This window comes from Aquimarina gracilis (assembly GCF_035285365.1).
GTDB lineage: Bacteria > Bacteroidota > Bacteroidia > Flavobacteriales > Flavobacteriaceae > Aquimarina > Aquimarina gracilis.
This window is the reverse complement of record NZ_JAYKLX010000007.1, coordinates 338,998-353,985: the sequence shown is the minus strand read 5'-3', so window position 1 is coordinate 353,985 and position 14,988 is coordinate 338,998. Positions and strand designations below refer to the sequence as shown.

15 protein-coding genes are annotated in these 14,988 nt (G+C 34.2%); 9 read left to right on the top strand and 6 right to left on the bottom strand.

Going from position 1 to position 14,988, the window contains the following annotated elements; all coding sequences use genetic code 11:
* The first annotated feature begins 71 nt into the window (after window positions 1-71).
* Genes recF through U6A24_RS16405 form a run of 3 tightly spaced genes read left to right on the top strand, consistent with a single transcriptional unit; the run spans window position 72 to window position 1,878 of the window.
* On the top strand, window positions 72-1,172 hold the full coding sequence (gene recF / locus U6A24_RS16415; RefSeq protein WP_324181077.1) for a DNA replication/repair protein RecF: 1,101 nt from the start codon (window positions 72-74) through the stop codon (window positions 1,170-1,172).
* Window positions 1,169-1,582 (top strand): hypothetical protein, encoded by a 414-nt coding sequence (locus tag U6A24_RS16410; protein ID WP_324181076.1) that lies wholly within the window; start codon window positions 1,169-1,171, stop codon window positions 1,580-1,582. The genes recF and U6A24_RS16410 overlap by 4 nt, the downstream gene beginning before the upstream one ends.
* On the top strand, window positions 1,582-1,878 hold the full coding sequence (locus tag U6A24_RS16405; RefSeq protein WP_324181075.1) for a DUF721 domain-containing protein: 297 nt from the start codon (window positions 1,582-1,584) through the stop codon (window positions 1,876-1,878). Before U6A24_RS16410 ends, U6A24_RS16405 begins: the two co-directional genes overlap by 1 nt.
* On the opposite strand, the gene U6A24_RS16400 is transcribed toward U6A24_RS16405, so the two are convergent.
* The 3 genes from U6A24_RS16400 to U6A24_RS16390 form a co-directional block, all read right to left on the bottom strand.
* Window positions 1,864-2,262 carry an acyl-CoA thioesterase gene (locus U6A24_RS16400; RefSeq protein ID WP_324181074.1) on the bottom strand — a complete coding sequence of 133 codons (399 nt, stop codon included), beginning with the start codon at window positions 2,260-2,262 and terminating at the stop codon, window positions 1,864-1,866. The genes U6A24_RS16405 and U6A24_RS16400 overlap by 15 nt on opposite strands.
* Before the next feature lie 162 nt (window positions 2,263-2,424).
* Window positions 2,425-3,882, bottom strand: a complete 1,458-nt coding sequence (locus U6A24_RS16395; RefSeq protein ID WP_324181073.1) for a hypothetical protein — start codon at window positions 3,880-3,882, stop codon at window positions 2,425-2,427.
* 230 nt (window positions 3,883-4,112) lie between these two features.
* Entirely contained in the window at window positions 4,113-5,555 is a 1,443-nt protein-coding gene (locus U6A24_RS16390; protein WP_324181072.1) for a hypothetical protein, read from the bottom strand.
* A gap of 157 nt (window positions 5,556-5,712) precedes the next feature.
* Between U6A24_RS16390 and U6A24_RS16385 the strand changes: the two genes are divergently transcribed.
* From U6A24_RS16385 to U6A24_RS16375, 3 genes are all read left to right on the top strand, one after another.
* Complete coding sequence (locus tag U6A24_RS16385) at window positions 5,713-6,234, top strand: RNA polymerase sigma factor (protein WP_324181071.1); 522 nt, start codon at window positions 5,713-5,715, stop codon at window positions 6,232-6,234.
* A gap of 99 nt (window positions 6,235-6,333) precedes the next feature.
* The gene (locus U6A24_RS16380) at window positions 6,334-7,236 is read left to right on the top strand and encodes a FecR family protein (RefSeq protein WP_324181070.1); all 903 of its coding nucleotides are present in this window, start codon (window positions 6,334-6,336) and stop codon (window positions 7,234-7,236) included.
* A 4-nt stretch (window positions 7,237-7,240) separates the two neighbouring features.
* The gene (locus U6A24_RS16375) at window positions 7,241-9,796 is read left to right on the top strand and encodes a TonB-dependent receptor domain-containing protein (protein WP_324181069.1); all 2,556 of its coding nucleotides are present in this window, start codon (window positions 7,241-7,243) and stop codon (window positions 9,794-9,796) included.
* Window positions 9,797-9,872: 76 nt separating this feature from the next.
* Here U6A24_RS16375 and U6A24_RS16370 read toward each other — a convergent pair whose 3' ends face one another.
* Complete coding sequence (locus tag U6A24_RS16370; RefSeq protein ID WP_324181068.1) at window positions 9,873-10,292, bottom strand: nucleoside-diphosphate kinase; 420 nt, start codon at window positions 10,290-10,292, stop codon at window positions 9,873-9,875.
* Between the two features lie 167 nt (window positions 10,293-10,459).
* Window positions 10,460-11,494 carry an alkaline phosphatase D family protein gene (locus U6A24_RS16365; RefSeq protein WP_324181067.1) on the bottom strand — a complete coding sequence of 345 codons (1,035 nt, stop codon included), beginning with the start codon at window positions 11,492-11,494 and terminating at the stop codon, window positions 10,460-10,462.
* 121 nt (window positions 11,495-11,615) lie between these two features.
* On the opposite strand from U6A24_RS16365, the gene U6A24_RS16360 reads away from it, so the two are divergent.
* The 3 genes from U6A24_RS16360 to U6A24_RS16350 are packed head-to-tail and all read left to right on the top strand — an operon-like array spanning window position 11,616 to window position 14,348.
* On the top strand, window positions 11,616-12,623 hold the full coding sequence (locus U6A24_RS16360; RefSeq protein ID WP_324181066.1) for a DHH family phosphoesterase: 1,008 nt from the start codon (window positions 11,616-11,618) through the stop codon (window positions 12,621-12,623).
* On the top strand, window positions 12,620-13,171 hold the full coding sequence (gldI, locus tag U6A24_RS16355) for a gliding motility-associated peptidyl-prolyl isomerase GldI (protein WP_324181065.1): 552 nt from the start codon (window positions 12,620-12,622) through the stop codon (window positions 13,169-13,171). The genes U6A24_RS16360 and gldI overlap by 4 nt, the downstream gene beginning before the upstream one ends.
* A gap of 13 nt (window positions 13,172-13,184) precedes the next feature.
* Window positions 13,185-14,348 (top strand): peptidylprolyl isomerase, encoded by a 1,164-nt coding sequence (locus U6A24_RS16350; RefSeq protein ID WP_324181064.1) that lies wholly within the window; start codon window positions 13,185-13,187, stop codon window positions 14,346-14,348.
* A 57-nt stretch (window positions 14,349-14,405) separates the two neighbouring features.
* On the opposite strand, the gene U6A24_RS16345 is transcribed toward U6A24_RS16350, so the two are convergent.
* Entirely contained in the window at window positions 14,406-14,987 is a 582-nt protein-coding gene (locus tag U6A24_RS16345) for a DJ-1/PfpI family protein (RefSeq protein WP_324181063.1), read from the bottom strand.
* Window position 14,988: the final 1 nt, after the last annotated feature.

The following is a 14,988-nucleotide window of genomic DNA, read 5'->3' as shown; positions in this document are numbered from 1 at the left end:
ATTTTTCAATAATTTGCGCTGATTAATTAAGAATTGCACAAAAGTTACGACTCCCTGATCATCAGTGTTTTATGATTTTAAAATCGCTATCGCTAATCAATTATAAAAATTTTGAATCCATCAATTTTGAATTTGATGACAAGATAAATTGCTTTGTAGGAAACAATGGAGTAGGCAAAACCAACGTTCTGGACGCGATTTATCATTTATCCTTTGGAAAAAGTTACTTTAATCCTATTACAAGTCAAAATATAAGACATCATTCAGATTTTTTCGTAATTGATGGTCACTATGAAAAAGATGGGCGTGATGAGAAAGTAATTGTGAGTGCAAAAAGGGGGCAGAAAAAGGTTATTAAACGTAACGGAAAAGTTTACGAGACGTTTAGTCAACACATAGGTTTTCTTCCTCTAGTGATCATTTCTCCTGCCGATAGAGATCTAATTACTGAAGGAAGTGATACACGCCGAAAGTTTATCGACGGAGTGATTTCGCAAAGTGATCAAAATTATCTAACTACATTATTGAAGTACTCGAAACTCGTATCACAGCGCAATGCGCTATTGAAGTATTTTGCCGCTAATAACACTTTCGATCCAACGCAATTAGAAATCTATGATCAACAACTAAATGAACACGGAAACATAATTCATCAAAAAAGAGACGAATTCTTAAAAACCTTCATTCCTATATTTGAAGATCGTTATCGAGCTATAAGCTCGGGAGAAGAAAGAGTCTCACTTACCTATCAAAGTAAATTGTCTGAAAAAGATTTACTAACCTTGCTTGAAGAAAATCTGGGTAAAGATCGAATGCTTCAATACACAAGTGTTGGGGTTCACAAAGATGATTTATCGTTCGATATCAATGGATATGCTATAAAAAAATTTGGTAGTCAGGGTCAACAAAAATCTTTTTTAATCGCCTTAAAGCTTGCACAATTTGATTTTATAAAAAAACAAAGTAAAGTAAACCCAATACTTTTACTTGATGATATTTTTGACAAGTTAGATGAAAAACGTGTCGAGCATATTATAAAATTGGTAGACGATCAAAATTTCGGACAACTTTTTATAAGTGATACTCATGCAGAACGCACAGAGGAGGTTGTAAAAAAGATTTCGCAATCGTATAAGATCATGAAGTTAGAAAATAATGATATTGAGACATGAAAAAAATCTTTTACTTCGTAGTATTACTATTCTTTGCTTCTTGCAGTAGTCCAGACCCAGAACACTTTAAACAATACATTAATGGGTATTGGGAAATAGAGCTCGTGATTTTACCCGATGGCACCAAAAAAGAATATAATTTTAATCAAAGTGTTGATTATTTTGAAACGAAAGACACTATAGGTATTCGTAAAAAAGTACAGCCAAAATTAGATGGCACTTTTGTAACCAACCAGGATAGCGAGACATTCATACTGAAGGTACAAAATGACAGCCTTAGAATGCTTTATAAAAACTCTTTATCCACCTGGAAAGAAACTGTAATTTCTGCCAAAGAAAACCAGATTATCATTAAAAATGAAGCTGGAAATATGTACTTTTATAAACCTTATCAAAAGATCTCGTTATAATGGCAAAACGTCACCAAGAACATCAGAGTTTAAGCGAAGTTCTAAAGGATTTTGTAAACGACAACAAGTTACAAACCGGATTAGACAAGGTCGCGGTACGTGATGTTTGGGAAAAAATTATGGGCCCCGCCATTACCAAATATACCCAGAACATTAGGTTAGAACGAAATACCTTGTTTGTGCAGCTTACCTCTTCTGTTTTACGTGAAGAACTTAGTTACGGAAAACAAAAAATCATCTCTAACCTTAATCAGGAGTTAGGAAAAGAACTTATTAAGAAATTAGTTCTCAGATAATTCTAACCTATCTTTCACATATTCGATTTTGGTTTTTCCGTGAGGAGTTGGTTTTCCAGATTCGTCCAAGTTAACCATAGTAATGTTTTCTACTCTGATTATCGTTTTACGCGTAAGTTTATTTCTTACCTCACACTTTAGCACCAAAGAAGAGGTTCCAAATTTAACAACATCAATACCGATCTCTACAATATCACCTTGTTCTGCAGAGCTCACAAAATTAATCTCGGACATGAATTTTGTTACGACCCTTCTATTTTCTAGTTGTATGCCTGCATACAAAGCTGCTTCTTCGTCGATCCATTCCAATAATCTCCCTCCAAACAATGTATTATTTGGGTTCAAGTCTCCTGGTTTTACAATTTTTCTTGTATGATATCTCATATTTTGGGTTTACTTTTTATGTAAAATTACCTAAAAAAATAACCCGAAATTATTGTTTAGAATCTTTCTATAAAGAATTATGAGTATGAAAATTTTGGATAGAAAACACTAATAGATTAAAAAATATTGACTTGATATTTTGTCTTATTGATACTTATCAAATTAAGGAACATCGATTGGAACGCAAAACGTATTGGTCGATGTACAACCTTGTACTTCTGCAACTACACACACTTCGTTCGAGGTGCCCGGATCAAACTGAAAAGTAAACATATTATCTCCACCTGCACCTCCGTCACTTTCTTGCGGTTCTCCATTTACGATCCATTCATAGGTAACATCTTGCATTCCAAGAAAATCGGCTGTAAAATCATAAACAGTTGTATTTCCTTGCCGTTCTGCAATAAAAAACGGTTCTGGACACACCGCTATTTCCTGGCAAAATTCTATTCCTTGTGGACATAACAGAGTTTCAGTATTAATACAAACTTCATGAACTCCCGGAGTAAACTGAAACGAAAACATATTATCGCCACTGGTTCCCCCATCATTATCTTCAACAATTTGATCATCGACGATCCAATTATAGGATGTCTCGGTTATTCCAGGAAAATTAGCCACAAAACTATATGAAAATGTATCTGGTTCTCGTTCAAATTCGAATCTTAGCTCAGGACATTCAGGCGCTACAAAAATTTCTATACATTCCTTTTTGCCTAATTGACAATCCGGGGTTTCAATCATTAAACAAATCTTATACGTTCCAGGACCGCCAGGAAGACTTCCATCTAAAATCGCAAAAAAGTCATACTCAAAAGTGTTACTGCTGGCATTGCCCACCAACTCATCATTAATAAACCAGAAAAATAGAGCATCATCTCTTTGTACTTCAGATTTAAATCTATATATCGCAGGGGTCTCGATTATTTCTGATGTAAACTTTGTATCGGGACAACCTACACAATTATTAATAATATTGTAAAACTGAAAATACGAAGAAACCGAGGTTGGTTCAAAGACCGGAGCTACCAAAACGGTTATCGGAAATTTAAAATCTGGCTGATAATTAATTCCTTGATCATTAAGAAAACGACCCAAGGCCTCATCATTCTCAATAATGTTTTCAGATCTATTATTATCAAATAATGTCAACGGGTATTCAAATTTGTAACATTGCCTAAACAGCGCATTAAATTGATCTCTAAAAGTTGTTAATTCACACTCTCTAAGAACCTCAAACAATGCATCTTCATTCTCAATTTTGATTGTAGTTTCACTCTCGGTAAATTTTATCTCTATGGGAAACTGTACTCCCACAATATTAAAATTAGGACTTTGACCGGCTATAGCATCCAATAATCCTGAAAAACTATTTATTCGTATGCTAGAATCTGTATTGTACCCCAAGACAATGGGATAAACAAAACTAAAACACAATTGATTCTCTACAACGAAATCTCCTTTATCATTTATATCATTAAGTAAGGTCACCATTGCAACAGTCGGAGTGATCTGATCACTCGTTTCGTCGGGAAAGAAAGAATCATCATTAACGCATGAGCTAAGAATAGCCAAATGCATCAAAAACAACAACTTACCATATGTCACAACTCTCTTCAATGTAAATTTGTCTTATATATCTATAACGTCTATAACGGCATTTACCCTACCCTTATTTTGGGTTACGTTTATAGCAATCAATGTATAAAAATAAAATCATAATCAAAAAAGCGTTGTTGATAGCAAATAAAAATCCCCGAAAGCATATGGCATATCTTTCGGGGAATTAACCTAATTAATCTAACCTAAACTAACTTAATTATTATGTTGTTATCAATTTTATTTTGGGGTTACTCTGGAATCATGATTTCTTGACAGAGTTTAACACCATTAGGGCAATCTGGTGTTTCGATCATTAAACAGATCTCATAGGTTCCAGGGTTAAATTGATAGTAGAAAGGATCTTGCATACCAGTGCTACTTCCTACATAGTCACCATTTACAAACCATTCTGACGAAACATCTTCTACACCTTCGAAGTTCCCTGGATAGAAATAGTATGCAGGGTTATCACCATCTTGTTCTAACTCGAAAGAAAGTTCTGGACATTGATTTGCTTCTTTTACGGTTATAATCTTGCAAAATTCTTCACTATTACCAATTGGACAATTAGGCGCTTCTATTTGTAAACAGATTTCATAATCTCCTGGCCCACCAGGTAGGTTGCCACTTTGATCTAATAGAAAATCATATTCAAAATAATTACTCCCAGCATCTCCTACTAATTGGCCATTGATATACCAATAAAATAGAACATCATCTCTTTCTACAGAAGAGATAAACGTATATAATCCCTCACCATTACCTTCTTCAACTCTGAACGCTGTATTTGGGCAGTCACCCTCAATTCTTATTTCTTTACAGTATTTTACGCCCTCTGGGCAATCTGGTGTAATTACCTGAATACATACTTTATATACCCCTTGTTCAAATTGATATCTTAATATTCTATTACCTCCTTGTTGATCAGTTGCATTTTCTACAAGATCATCATTTACGAACCAATGTATTTCTGTTACATTATCCGCACCTTCAATAATTGCTTCAAAAATGTAAACACTATCACTTCCTGCCTCCAGTTCTTTCTCAAAAGCAACTTCTGGACAAGCACTATTCACCTCTTCAACTACAATCTCTTTACAATATGATGCTCCTTCTGGACAATCTGGTGTTTCTGCTTTAATACACACTTCATAAACACCAGGTTCTTTGAAATCGTAAATGAAGTAGTTGCGTTCATCGGGACTAGAATCCTCAACTAGTTCTCCATTAATATACCATCCATAACCAATCTCTTCTATCCCCCTAAAATCTGCAAAAAACTTATACGTATTGGGCTCTTCATATTGTCGTGCTTTAAAAAATAGATCTGGACAAGGGTCGTTCTCATCAACCTCAACATCTATTTCTACACAAGCCTCTCTAACCAAATCTCCTTTTATTAATTTAACACAAATTGTATGGGTACCAGATTCAAAAAGATAATCCAGAATCTGATTGATAATATCATTTTGGTTATCACCATCTATAACATTACCATTAACTGTCCAAATTAGTTCGGCACCTTCCATTCCACTGGTTTTTGCTTCAAAACTATAGACAGCACTACCTTCTTTGTTATCAACAACAATTTCTACTTGTGGTTCATTATCGAACTCTTCGGTCTGCTCACACGAAGTAAATCCAAGCATAAGTATAAACATCGATATAAACCAAAAACTAAGTTTTTTCATTGTATTCTATTTTAGGGTTATTTTTTTCAAACTTTTTCTAGAGCTCTCTGTTACTGAAACGACTTAAAAAAAGATTACCCTACCCCCTATACTTTTATTTTATTTTTGATTGCACGAAAAAAAAATCTAGATTTGATCATATATTTCAATACCCCAGATGTCTCAAAACAATAATTCTACATGTAACGAAAAAGCATTTGATCGGTTTTTCAAAAGTCACTCTAAACTTTTGAGAAACTACGTGTATTATAAATTTGGAGACCTTGATCAGGCAGAAGATATTGTTCAAGATGCATTTATTAAACTATGGAATAATTGCTCTAAAGTGCCCTTGGATAAAGCCAAAAGTTACATCTATACTATCGCTACCAATTTAGGGATTAGTAACACGAGGCACCAAAAAGTAAAGTTTAAGTATCAGGATTATGTTGTTCAACGTAATACTGATGTTAATAATGAATCTCCAGAATTTATAGCTCTTGAAAAAGAATATATGGAGAAATTGAAAAATGCTATTGCCGCATTACCTGAAAGACAAAGAGAGGTTTTTCTTTTAAGTAGAATTGACAAAAAAACGTATAAAGAAATCGCCGAATTATCTAATGTTTCGGTAAAAGCCATAGAAAAACTGATGCATAAAGCATTGGTTGCACTAAGGAAGAAGCTTGGAAATATTTAATTAATAGTAAATAGCAATCAAAACAAAAAACTAAGAAACTTAAAAACAAGGGTAGGGTAATTAAATAATAAAACGTTCTCAATATATAGGAACTTGATTATGCGAGACGATAAAAAAGATAACATATTCTTATCACGTTGGATAAATGGTGAACTTTCTGAAGAAGAGCTTCGAGAGTTTCAGTCTCATCCCGAATATGAGCATTATGTAAAAATTAAAGCTGGTGCAGATGCGTTGGATTTGCGTCGTTATGATATCGAGGAACAATTAATCTCTTTAAAATCTAAACGTAGTGACAAAAAATCAAGAGGTATTATCAAATTATGGCCATACTTTGCAGCAGCAGCATCTATTGCGATCATATTAGGGTTATTTTTATTTGGGCCTAATCAATCCTATACTTCCGATTATGGTGAAAAGTTGATCGTTACACTACCAGATGGTTCTGAAATGACTCTAAATGCTAAATCTATTGCACGTTTTGACAAAAAAAATTGGAAAAACAATCGAACTGTAACCCTTGAAGGGGAAGCATTCTTTAAAGTAAAAAAAGGAAGCAAATTTACTGTAATTACTGACAATGGTGACGTTTCTGTCCTTGGAACCCAATTTAATGTACATTCACAAAACTCATTATTCGAAGTAAATTGTTTTGAAGGAAAAGTGAGTGTTACAAATAAGAACAACAAAGAAATACTTACTGCTGGAAAAGCCTATAGAAACTTGGGAAAAACTTCAGAAAAATGGACCTTTAATGCCGCTGGCCCTTCTTGGCTCACCAACACGAGTTCATTTCGAAGTATTCCTATTCGCTATGTATTAAAAGAGCTTGAAGAACAATACAACATACAAATCAAAGAGGAAGGATTGAACCTGGGATACAAATATACTGGGACATTCCCAAATGATAATATAGAAGTCGCTCTTAAAACGGTTTTTAGTACCTTAGACATCGAATATACTCTATCACAAGATGGTAAGACTGTCGTACTAGAAAAGTAATAGCATGATAAGACTGTTGTGTGCATGTATTTTTTTATGGAGCATGTCTGTTTTTTCGCAAGAAAAAACCAGTAGTACTATCGTGTTGGAAGACATTCCTTTACCCGAAGTTATCAATGCAATAGAACAACGGTATGATGTTAAGTTTTCTTACATCGATTCTTTATTAGATGAGAAAAAAGTTTCTATTGTTGTAGACCCCAAATTACCTCTAAACGACCTTATAATAAAACTTCAGGAAAGAACAGGTTTAAAATTTAAAATCACTGGTAATAATTATGTGACTATTAGCGCTTTTAGTAAAAAGGACAGCGTTTCTGTTTGTGGGTATATTTTGGATGATGAAGAAAAGCCACTAAAGGATATCAGGATTTTTTTTAAAGCCTCAAGAACAAATATAAGTACCGACAAAAATGGTTATTTTGAAAGAGCCAATGTTCCCTATAACTCTGCCATTTTGGTGAGTGCTCCAGGATTTCGGCAAAAAGTTTTAAAATCTGAAGACTTTTTAACCAAAAAATGCCCAAAAATATACCTTTTGCACGTTCCTGAAGAAGTACTTGACGAAGTCTTCATACAAGAATACCTTGCCAAAGGAATTACTCAAAACAAAAAAGTAATCAATATTGACCTCAAGGATGTCGAAGTACTACCGGGAAGAACCGAACCTGATATTCTTCAAAGTATTCAGCTCACTCCTGGAGTAAACAATCCATACGAAACAGCATCTGGACTATTTGTAAGAGGAAGTACTCCTCATCAAAATCTAGTACTGTGGAATGGTATCAAAACCTATCAACAAGGGCATTTTTTTGGTATGCTATCAGCTTTTAACCCTTATGTTGCTAAAGAAGTAAATTTCTACAAAAATGGTGTAAGTGCCAAGTATGGAGATAGAATCGCAGGAATAATTGATATTAAAACAGAAAATGAAATTCCAGAGTACTTTACTGGCAGTGCAGGAATCAATATGATTAATGGTGATGCTGTAGCGCATATCCCTATTGTTCGAGATAAGCTCTCATTGCAGGTGTCCGGCAGAAGATCGTATACCGATGTGTTAGAAACTTTTACTTATAAACAGTTTTCAGATCGTGTTTTTCAAAACACCAAAATCAACGACACTATTGCTTTAAATGACGAAAAAAATGATTTTTATTACACCGATTATAATGCAAATTTAATTTTTAAACCTTCAGCGACTCAAAAATTAGAGTTCAACACGGTATATAGTAAAAATGATCTGGATTTCAGACGAAATGATACTACAGAATCGTTTAGCGATGATCTTGTTACCGAAAACGAAGGGTACAACATCAAGTGGAAAAGTTCTTTTTCTAAAGATCTTTCTTTGGAAATTAATGCATATTACACCAAATATCTTCTGAATTATCAATTTATTACTAGAGACCCCGATATCATAACAGAAATAGAAAGTAAAAAGAATAGTGTACGTGACTATGGCGGTGAACTACATCTAAATTATGATTTTTCTACCTACCAAAGTTTATCTGCTGGATATCAATATTCAAACAATAATACGAGATATGCTTTTGTAACCACTACTCCATCATATGAATTGATTCTTGATGAAGATGATCGTTTTGTGGATACGCATTCTGCCTACACAGAATATAAATTTGAAAACCCAAAAAACTATTATCTATCTGCCGGCTTGCGATTTAACCACTATACAGAGCTCAACGAGTCTTTTATAGAGCCTCGTGTTTTTGTCCAAAAATATGTAAGCAAATATTGGGAGATAAACACCAGTGCCGAGTACCGCAGTCAGGCTACAAGTCAAATTCAAGAATCAATTATTAGTGATTTATCCCTTGAAAATCAAGTATGGACCTTGGCCAACAAAGATCAGTTCCCTATTATATCAAGCTATCAATTCACTTTTGGCAGCAGTTTTAGGAAAAACAAATGGTATCTGGATATTGGCGGCTACTACAAAAATATAGATGATATTACATCTCTTACCGCTGGCTTTATAAACCCTATAAGTAATACTTATCAAAATGGAAAAAGCAGAATCTTTGGTGTAGATTTTTTCTTGAAAAAGCGATTTCGCAATTACAAAACCTGGGTAAGTTACTCTTATATCGATACACGCAATAGGTTTGAAAATATTAATAATGAAGAGTTTTTTCCTGGCAACTGGAATATTGAACATACCGTAAAATGGTCACATTTCTATAAATTAAAGAACTTTCAATTTTCATTAGGATGGTTATGGCATACTGGAAAAGCTTTTACCAATGCCACCGAAGTAGATGATGGCAGTGGAATTGTGATTATAGAGTTTGAAGATATTAATGGCAATAACTTACCTGTGTATCATAGACTCGACTTCTCGGCAATTTATGATTTCAAAATTGGTAGTAACCCTTATGTCAAATATCGTTTAGGAGTATCGGTTCTAAATCTATACAACAGAAAAAATTTGCTAAACCGAGAATTTAGAACTACAAATTCTTTAAGTAATCAATTTATTAATAACGATGTATTTTCATTAGGAATTACACCAAACGTTAGTTTCAGAATATTCTGGTAACAAAAAACCACCCCAAAAATGTACTGAACCCAAAAAATGGGATGGTTCTCTTAATCTATATTGAAATTCTAAGGTTTTAGAACTGCTCTCTTCCAGAAAAATGGAAAGCTCCTTCGATAGCAGCATTTTCATCGCTATCACTTCCATGAACAGCATTTTCGCTAATTGAAGTTGCATATTTTTTACGAATAGTACCTTCTGCAGCCTCTTCTGGATTTGTTGCTCCAATTAAGGTTCTAAAATCCTCAACCGCATTTTCTTTTTCTAAAATAGCAGCTACAATAGGACCACTAGTCATATACTCTACTAATTCACCATAAAAAGGACGTTCTTTATGAACTGCATAAAATTCTTTTGCGTCATCGGTCGTAAGTTGAGTAAGTTTCATTGCTACAATTCTAAAACCTGAAGCTGTAATCTGCTCAAGGATTGCACCAATGTATCCTTTTCTTACTGCATCCGGCTTAAGCATTGTAAAAGTTCTGTTTGTTGCCATCGTATTTTTTTTTGTTAACTACTTCGCAATAGAAGCGAATATTTTTAATTAATGAAATAGAATCGATAGGTCGATTTCTAAATTTTGTGCAAAAGTAGCTATAAAAGGATCAAAAACAAGAATTATTATGAGAAACTACATCTATCATTTCATCTTTATCATAAAAATCAATCTTTAGGGTATTGCTTGGTATATTCCTGAAGCTTGAGATTATTTTTTCCTCGCATTTGCATAGAAACTGTATAGTCATCAAAATTAAATTTCAAAAGGCCAAAGCTTGGTATTGAAACCACGTTACCTACCCTAAATCTATTAGACTCGCCTTTGTAACCGGTATATGCATGTGTTAATCCACTCGAAGTAAAATCTATTAATGGATACTTCAGTCCCTTGATTTTGGTTAAAGAAAATTCAGAAATATGACGATCACCACTAAGTATGATAACATTTCTAACCGCTTTATCGACTAATATTCTTTTTAACCGATCTACTTCATGAGGAAAATTGCCCCAGCATTCAAAACCATGCTCTGATGATAAAAATTGAATACTACTCACTATAATCAGGAAGTCCGAAAAATTATTTGCCAGCTCACTTTCGAGCCATTTCCATTGGGATTCTCCCAACAAGGTACCCTCTTGGTTTTCATAAGGTAAATAACGTTTCCCTCCTTCAACTTCATTCCTCCTAAGGGGAGATCTAAAATATCTGGTATCCAAAACAATGACCTTTATACTTCCTTTTTCAATTTCAAATATTTCGGATGTATAGATTCCTTCTCGGTATCTTCTTGGGCTGTCTGTTGGCACTTCAAAAAAATCTAGAAACAGCTTTTGGCTTTCTTCTTTGAGCTTCCACTCTACTCCTGCATCGTTTTTACCATAGTCATGATCATCCCATGTTGCCATTATAGGCATAGATTGTTTAATTTTTTGATAATAGGCGTTAGTATTTTGTTTAGCATAACCTTCTTTAATATTACCTGTGTCTCCTTTAGAATCGGCATAGATATTATCTCCTCCCCAGACAAAAAGATTGGGGTCATGCTTCAAAATTTCTTTCCAAAGAGGTTGTGGTTCATTTTGTTTGTTACAACTACCAAAAGCAATGACAAAATCTGGCTTTGTTTTTTGTTCTACCTCTTGGGAATAACCAAAACAGAAAGATGTTAAGAGTATAAGAGTTGCTATATATTTTTGCATAACCTCAAATTAGTAAGGTTAAAAATACATTATATTGTATTACCATAATATTAAATCATTCTCTAATGATTTTCAAGGTGCCTCTTTGGGGGTTAGGTGGCTTTTTGTATATTCGCTGACCATGAATATCAAAGAAATTAAAGAGCTTCTAAGCTCACCTAAAAATATAGTAATCACTACCCATAAAAACCCAGATGGAGATGCAATAGGCTCTTCTCTGGCATTGTATCATTATCTTACTTCTATTGGGCATCATGCTACCGTAATTACTCCCAATGAATATCCAGATTTTTTGAAATGGGTACCAGGAGAAGATACAGTCATCAAATTTAGCTGTGATAATGAAGTATCAAAATCTAAAATAAAAGAAGCCGATATCATTTTTACATTAGATTTTAATCATCTCTCTAGAAGTGGGGATATGGAAAGTGATTTGGCCAATGCCAATACTACTTTTATAATGATTGATCATCACCAACAGCCAGATGGATATGCAAAATATATGTACAGCGATGTGGGGATGAGTTCTACTTGTCAAATGATCTATCATTTTATAGAAAACTTAGGCGATCTAGACAACATCACTCCTGAAATTGCAACTTGCATCTATGTAGGTATTATGACCGATACAGGATCCTTTAGATTTAGGTCTACTACTAGTACAACACATCAAGTAGTAGCCAATCTTATAGATCGCGGTGCAGATAACACCAATATTCATGAAAATGTTTATGACACCAATACATTGTCAAGGCTTCAGTTAAGAGGAGTTGCACTTAACAATCTTAAGGTACTTTCAGAATATAAAACCGCCTATATAACGATGTCCCAAAAAGAGTTGGATCAACACAATTTCAAGAAAGGAGACACCGAAGGTTTTGTCAATATGGGCCTTTCGATAGTGGGGATTAAGTTTGCTGCCATTTTCATAGAGAATAAAAAAGAAGGAATTATAAAGATATCGTTACGATCTAAAGGAGATTTTTCGGTAAACGAATTTTCCAGAGATTATTTTGAAGGGGGTGGACATCATAATGCTGCTGGTGGAAAAAGTAATCTTTCGTTATCAGATACCGTTGATAAATTTATTAGTATCTTACCATCTTATAAAAAGCTCTTAAATCAATGAGAATACTACTTTGTATACTGGGTCTTCTTTTTTTGTTTCCTTCATGTAAAACTCCCGAAGCAAGAAAACCGGTAAGTATTAAATCGGGTTCTTTTATCGATGAATCTATTAACCGAAACAAGCAACTTGCCGCTAAAGAAGAGGCACGAATTCAAAGAATCATTAACCAAGACACCAGTAATTCCTATATTACTTCTGAAGGTGGTTTTTGGTATTTCTATAATACAAAAGACACAGTATCCACCCGTACTCCCAGATTTGGCGATATAGTAAATTTTAATTATAACGTTCAAGACTTGAATGGAAATACAATCTACTCCAAAAAAGAGTTGGACACCATAACCTATTATATAGATAAAGAAGAGCTCTTTCTAGGACTTCGAGAAGGGTTAAAACTTATGAAAGCAGGGGAAACAGTTACATTCCTATTTCCTTCATATCAAGCATATGGATATTATGGTGATGATAATAAGATTGGAACAAATATTCCGTTAAAGACTACGGTAACACTTAATACGATTACCAAAGAATCAACAAAAGAAAATTAATTAACAAACACAAATGAAAAAATTAAATTTATTATTCTTGACATTTATTGCGATTGCGCTTGGCAGTTGCAACGAGAAATACCCAGAGCTTCAAGATGGCCTTTATGCAGAAATTAAAACCAACAAAGGTGTTGCAGTTGCAAAATTATATCATGATTTAACACCAATGACCGTTGCCAACTTTGTATCTCTTGCAGAGGGTACCAATACTATGGTTGACAGCTCATACATTGGAAAAAAATATTATAACGGAATTATTTTTCACAGAGTCATCAAAGACTTTATGATCCAAACTGGAGATCCTCTTGGAACAGGTACAGGTGACCCAGGATATAAATTCCCCGATGAAATTGTTGACTCACTTACTCACAAATCAAAAGGAATCTTATCGATGGCCAATTCGGGTCCTGGGACCAACGGAAGCCAATTTTTCATTACTCTTAAACCTACTCCATGGTTAAATGGAGGACATACTGTTTTTGGGGAGATTGTAATGGGACAAGATGTTATTGATAGCATTGGAACTGTAAAAACAGGGCCAAGAGATAAACCAGTTGGTGAAATCAAAATGCTTGAAGTAAATATTATTCGCAAAGGTTCTGATGCAAAAGCTTTTGATACAGAAAAAGCTTTTGCTGAAAAGCTTAAGGTTATAGAAGAAGAAAAAGCCGAAAAAGAACGTCTAGAGAAAGAAAGAGATGAAAAAATAGCGGCAAAATATGCCGAGTTAAAAACAAAAGCTACAAAATTAGATAGCGGACTTGAAATTTTATTCTTGAATAAGGGTACAGGAGACAAACCGAAAATTGGTGATAAGGTACTAGTGAATTACGAAGGTTACCTTGCAACAGGTAAAATGTTTGACACTAGTTATGAAGATAAAGCAAAAGAGTTTGGAGTATTTAATCCACGTAGACCTTCATACGGACCTATGCCAATGCCTTACTCTCCAGACGCCAGAATGATTCCTGGATTTAAAGAAGGAGCATTACAAATGAAAAATGTGGGAGACAAAGTAATCCTATTCATTCCTTCTCATCTGGGATATGCTGAACGAGGAGCTGGAAGAGTAATCCCCCCTAACTCTGATTTAATTTTCGAATTAGAAATGATGGGAATCGAAGGTCCAAATAGTGTTCCTCAAGGACATGCTAAAGGTGACGGTCACGGACATTAAAAAATAATATCATACTACAAAAAGCATCTCTGATCGGAGATGCTTTTTTGTTTTAGATTACTTGATAAGAAGGTCAAATGCTTTAGGATGATAATCCATGGTTTTTCTAATTTCTTCCGTTTTCTTTGGACCTATTAGCTTTTGACATATATACAAACCAACATCCAACGAAGATGCTACGGCACCTGCTGTAATAGTATTCTGGTCGTCTACAATTCTTTTTTCCACTACATCGTCACAGTACTTTTTGAGTGTTTGGTACTCATTAAAATTGGTAGTTGCCGTTTTATCTCTTAAGAATCCAGCTGCACCGATTAACAAAGCTCCGGTGCAAATCGATACAATATATATTACATTCTCTCCAGTTTTCAGCCAATTGATAAAATCTGTATCGTACTGCAATTTCCGGGTACCAAAACCACCAGGTACTATAATCATATCATAGATCGACAAATCTGGTTTAACTTTATCCACTACCACCTCGAGACCGAAACTATCTTTGATCGATTTTTTGGTAGCACACAAGTCCCAACTCAAATCTTTAAGATATCCTTTGGTTTTGATATTCTTAATTGGATCATAAATCCCTATAAAATCCAGTAATGTAATTTCATCAAAAAGAATATAGGCTATGTTCATA

Bases quoted from the DNA above. Each gene is read 5' to 3' on its own strand.
- U6A24_RS16350 (WP_324181064.1), top strand. From the start codon at position 13,185: ATGAAAAAATTAAATTTATTATTCTTGACATTTATTGCGATTGCGCTT.
- U6A24_RS16375 (WP_324181069.1), top strand. From the start codon at position 7,241: ATGATAAGACTGTTGTGTGCATGTATTTTTTTATGGAGCATGTCTGTT.
- U6A24_RS16400 (WP_324181074.1), bottom strand. From the start codon at position 2,262: ATGAGATATCATACAAGAAAAATTGTAAAACCAGGAGACTTGAACCCA.
- U6A24_RS16390 (WP_324181072.1), bottom strand. From the start codon at position 5,555: ATGAAAAAACTTAGTTTTTGGTTTATATCGATGTTTATACTTATGCTT.
- U6A24_RS16385 (WP_324181071.1), top strand. From the start codon at position 5,713: ATGTCTCAAAACAATAATTCTACATGTAACGAAAAAGCATTTGATCGG.
- U6A24_RS16370 (WP_324181068.1), bottom strand. From the start codon at position 10,292: ATGGCAACAAACAGAACTTTTACAATGCTTAAGCCGGATGCAGTAAGA.
- U6A24_RS16380 (WP_324181070.1), top strand. From the start codon at position 6,334: ATGCGAGACGATAAAAAAGATAACATATTCTTATCACGTTGGATAAAT.
- gldI (WP_324181065.1), top strand. From the start codon at position 12,620: ATGAGAATACTACTTTGTATACTGGGTCTTCTTTTTTTGTTTCCTTCA.
- U6A24_RS16405 (WP_324181075.1), top strand. From the start codon at position 1,582: ATGGCAAAACGTCACCAAGAACATCAGAGTTTAAGCGAAGTTCTAAAG.
- U6A24_RS16410 (WP_324181076.1), top strand. From the start codon at position 1,169: ATGAAAAAAATCTTTTACTTCGTAGTATTACTATTCTTTGCTTCTTGC.
- recF (WP_324181077.1), top strand. From the start codon at position 72: ATGATTTTAAAATCGCTATCGCTAATCAATTATAAAAATTTTGAATCC.
- U6A24_RS16345 (WP_324181063.1), bottom strand. From the start codon at position 14,987: ATGAACATAGCCTATATTCTTTTTGATGAAATTACATTACTGGATTTT.
- U6A24_RS16365 (WP_324181067.1), bottom strand. From the start codon at position 11,494: ATGCAAAAATATATAGCAACTCTTATACTCTTAACATCTTTCTGTTTT.
- U6A24_RS16360 (WP_324181066.1), top strand. From the start codon at position 11,616: ATGAATATCAAAGAAATTAAAGAGCTTCTAAGCTCACCTAAAAATATA.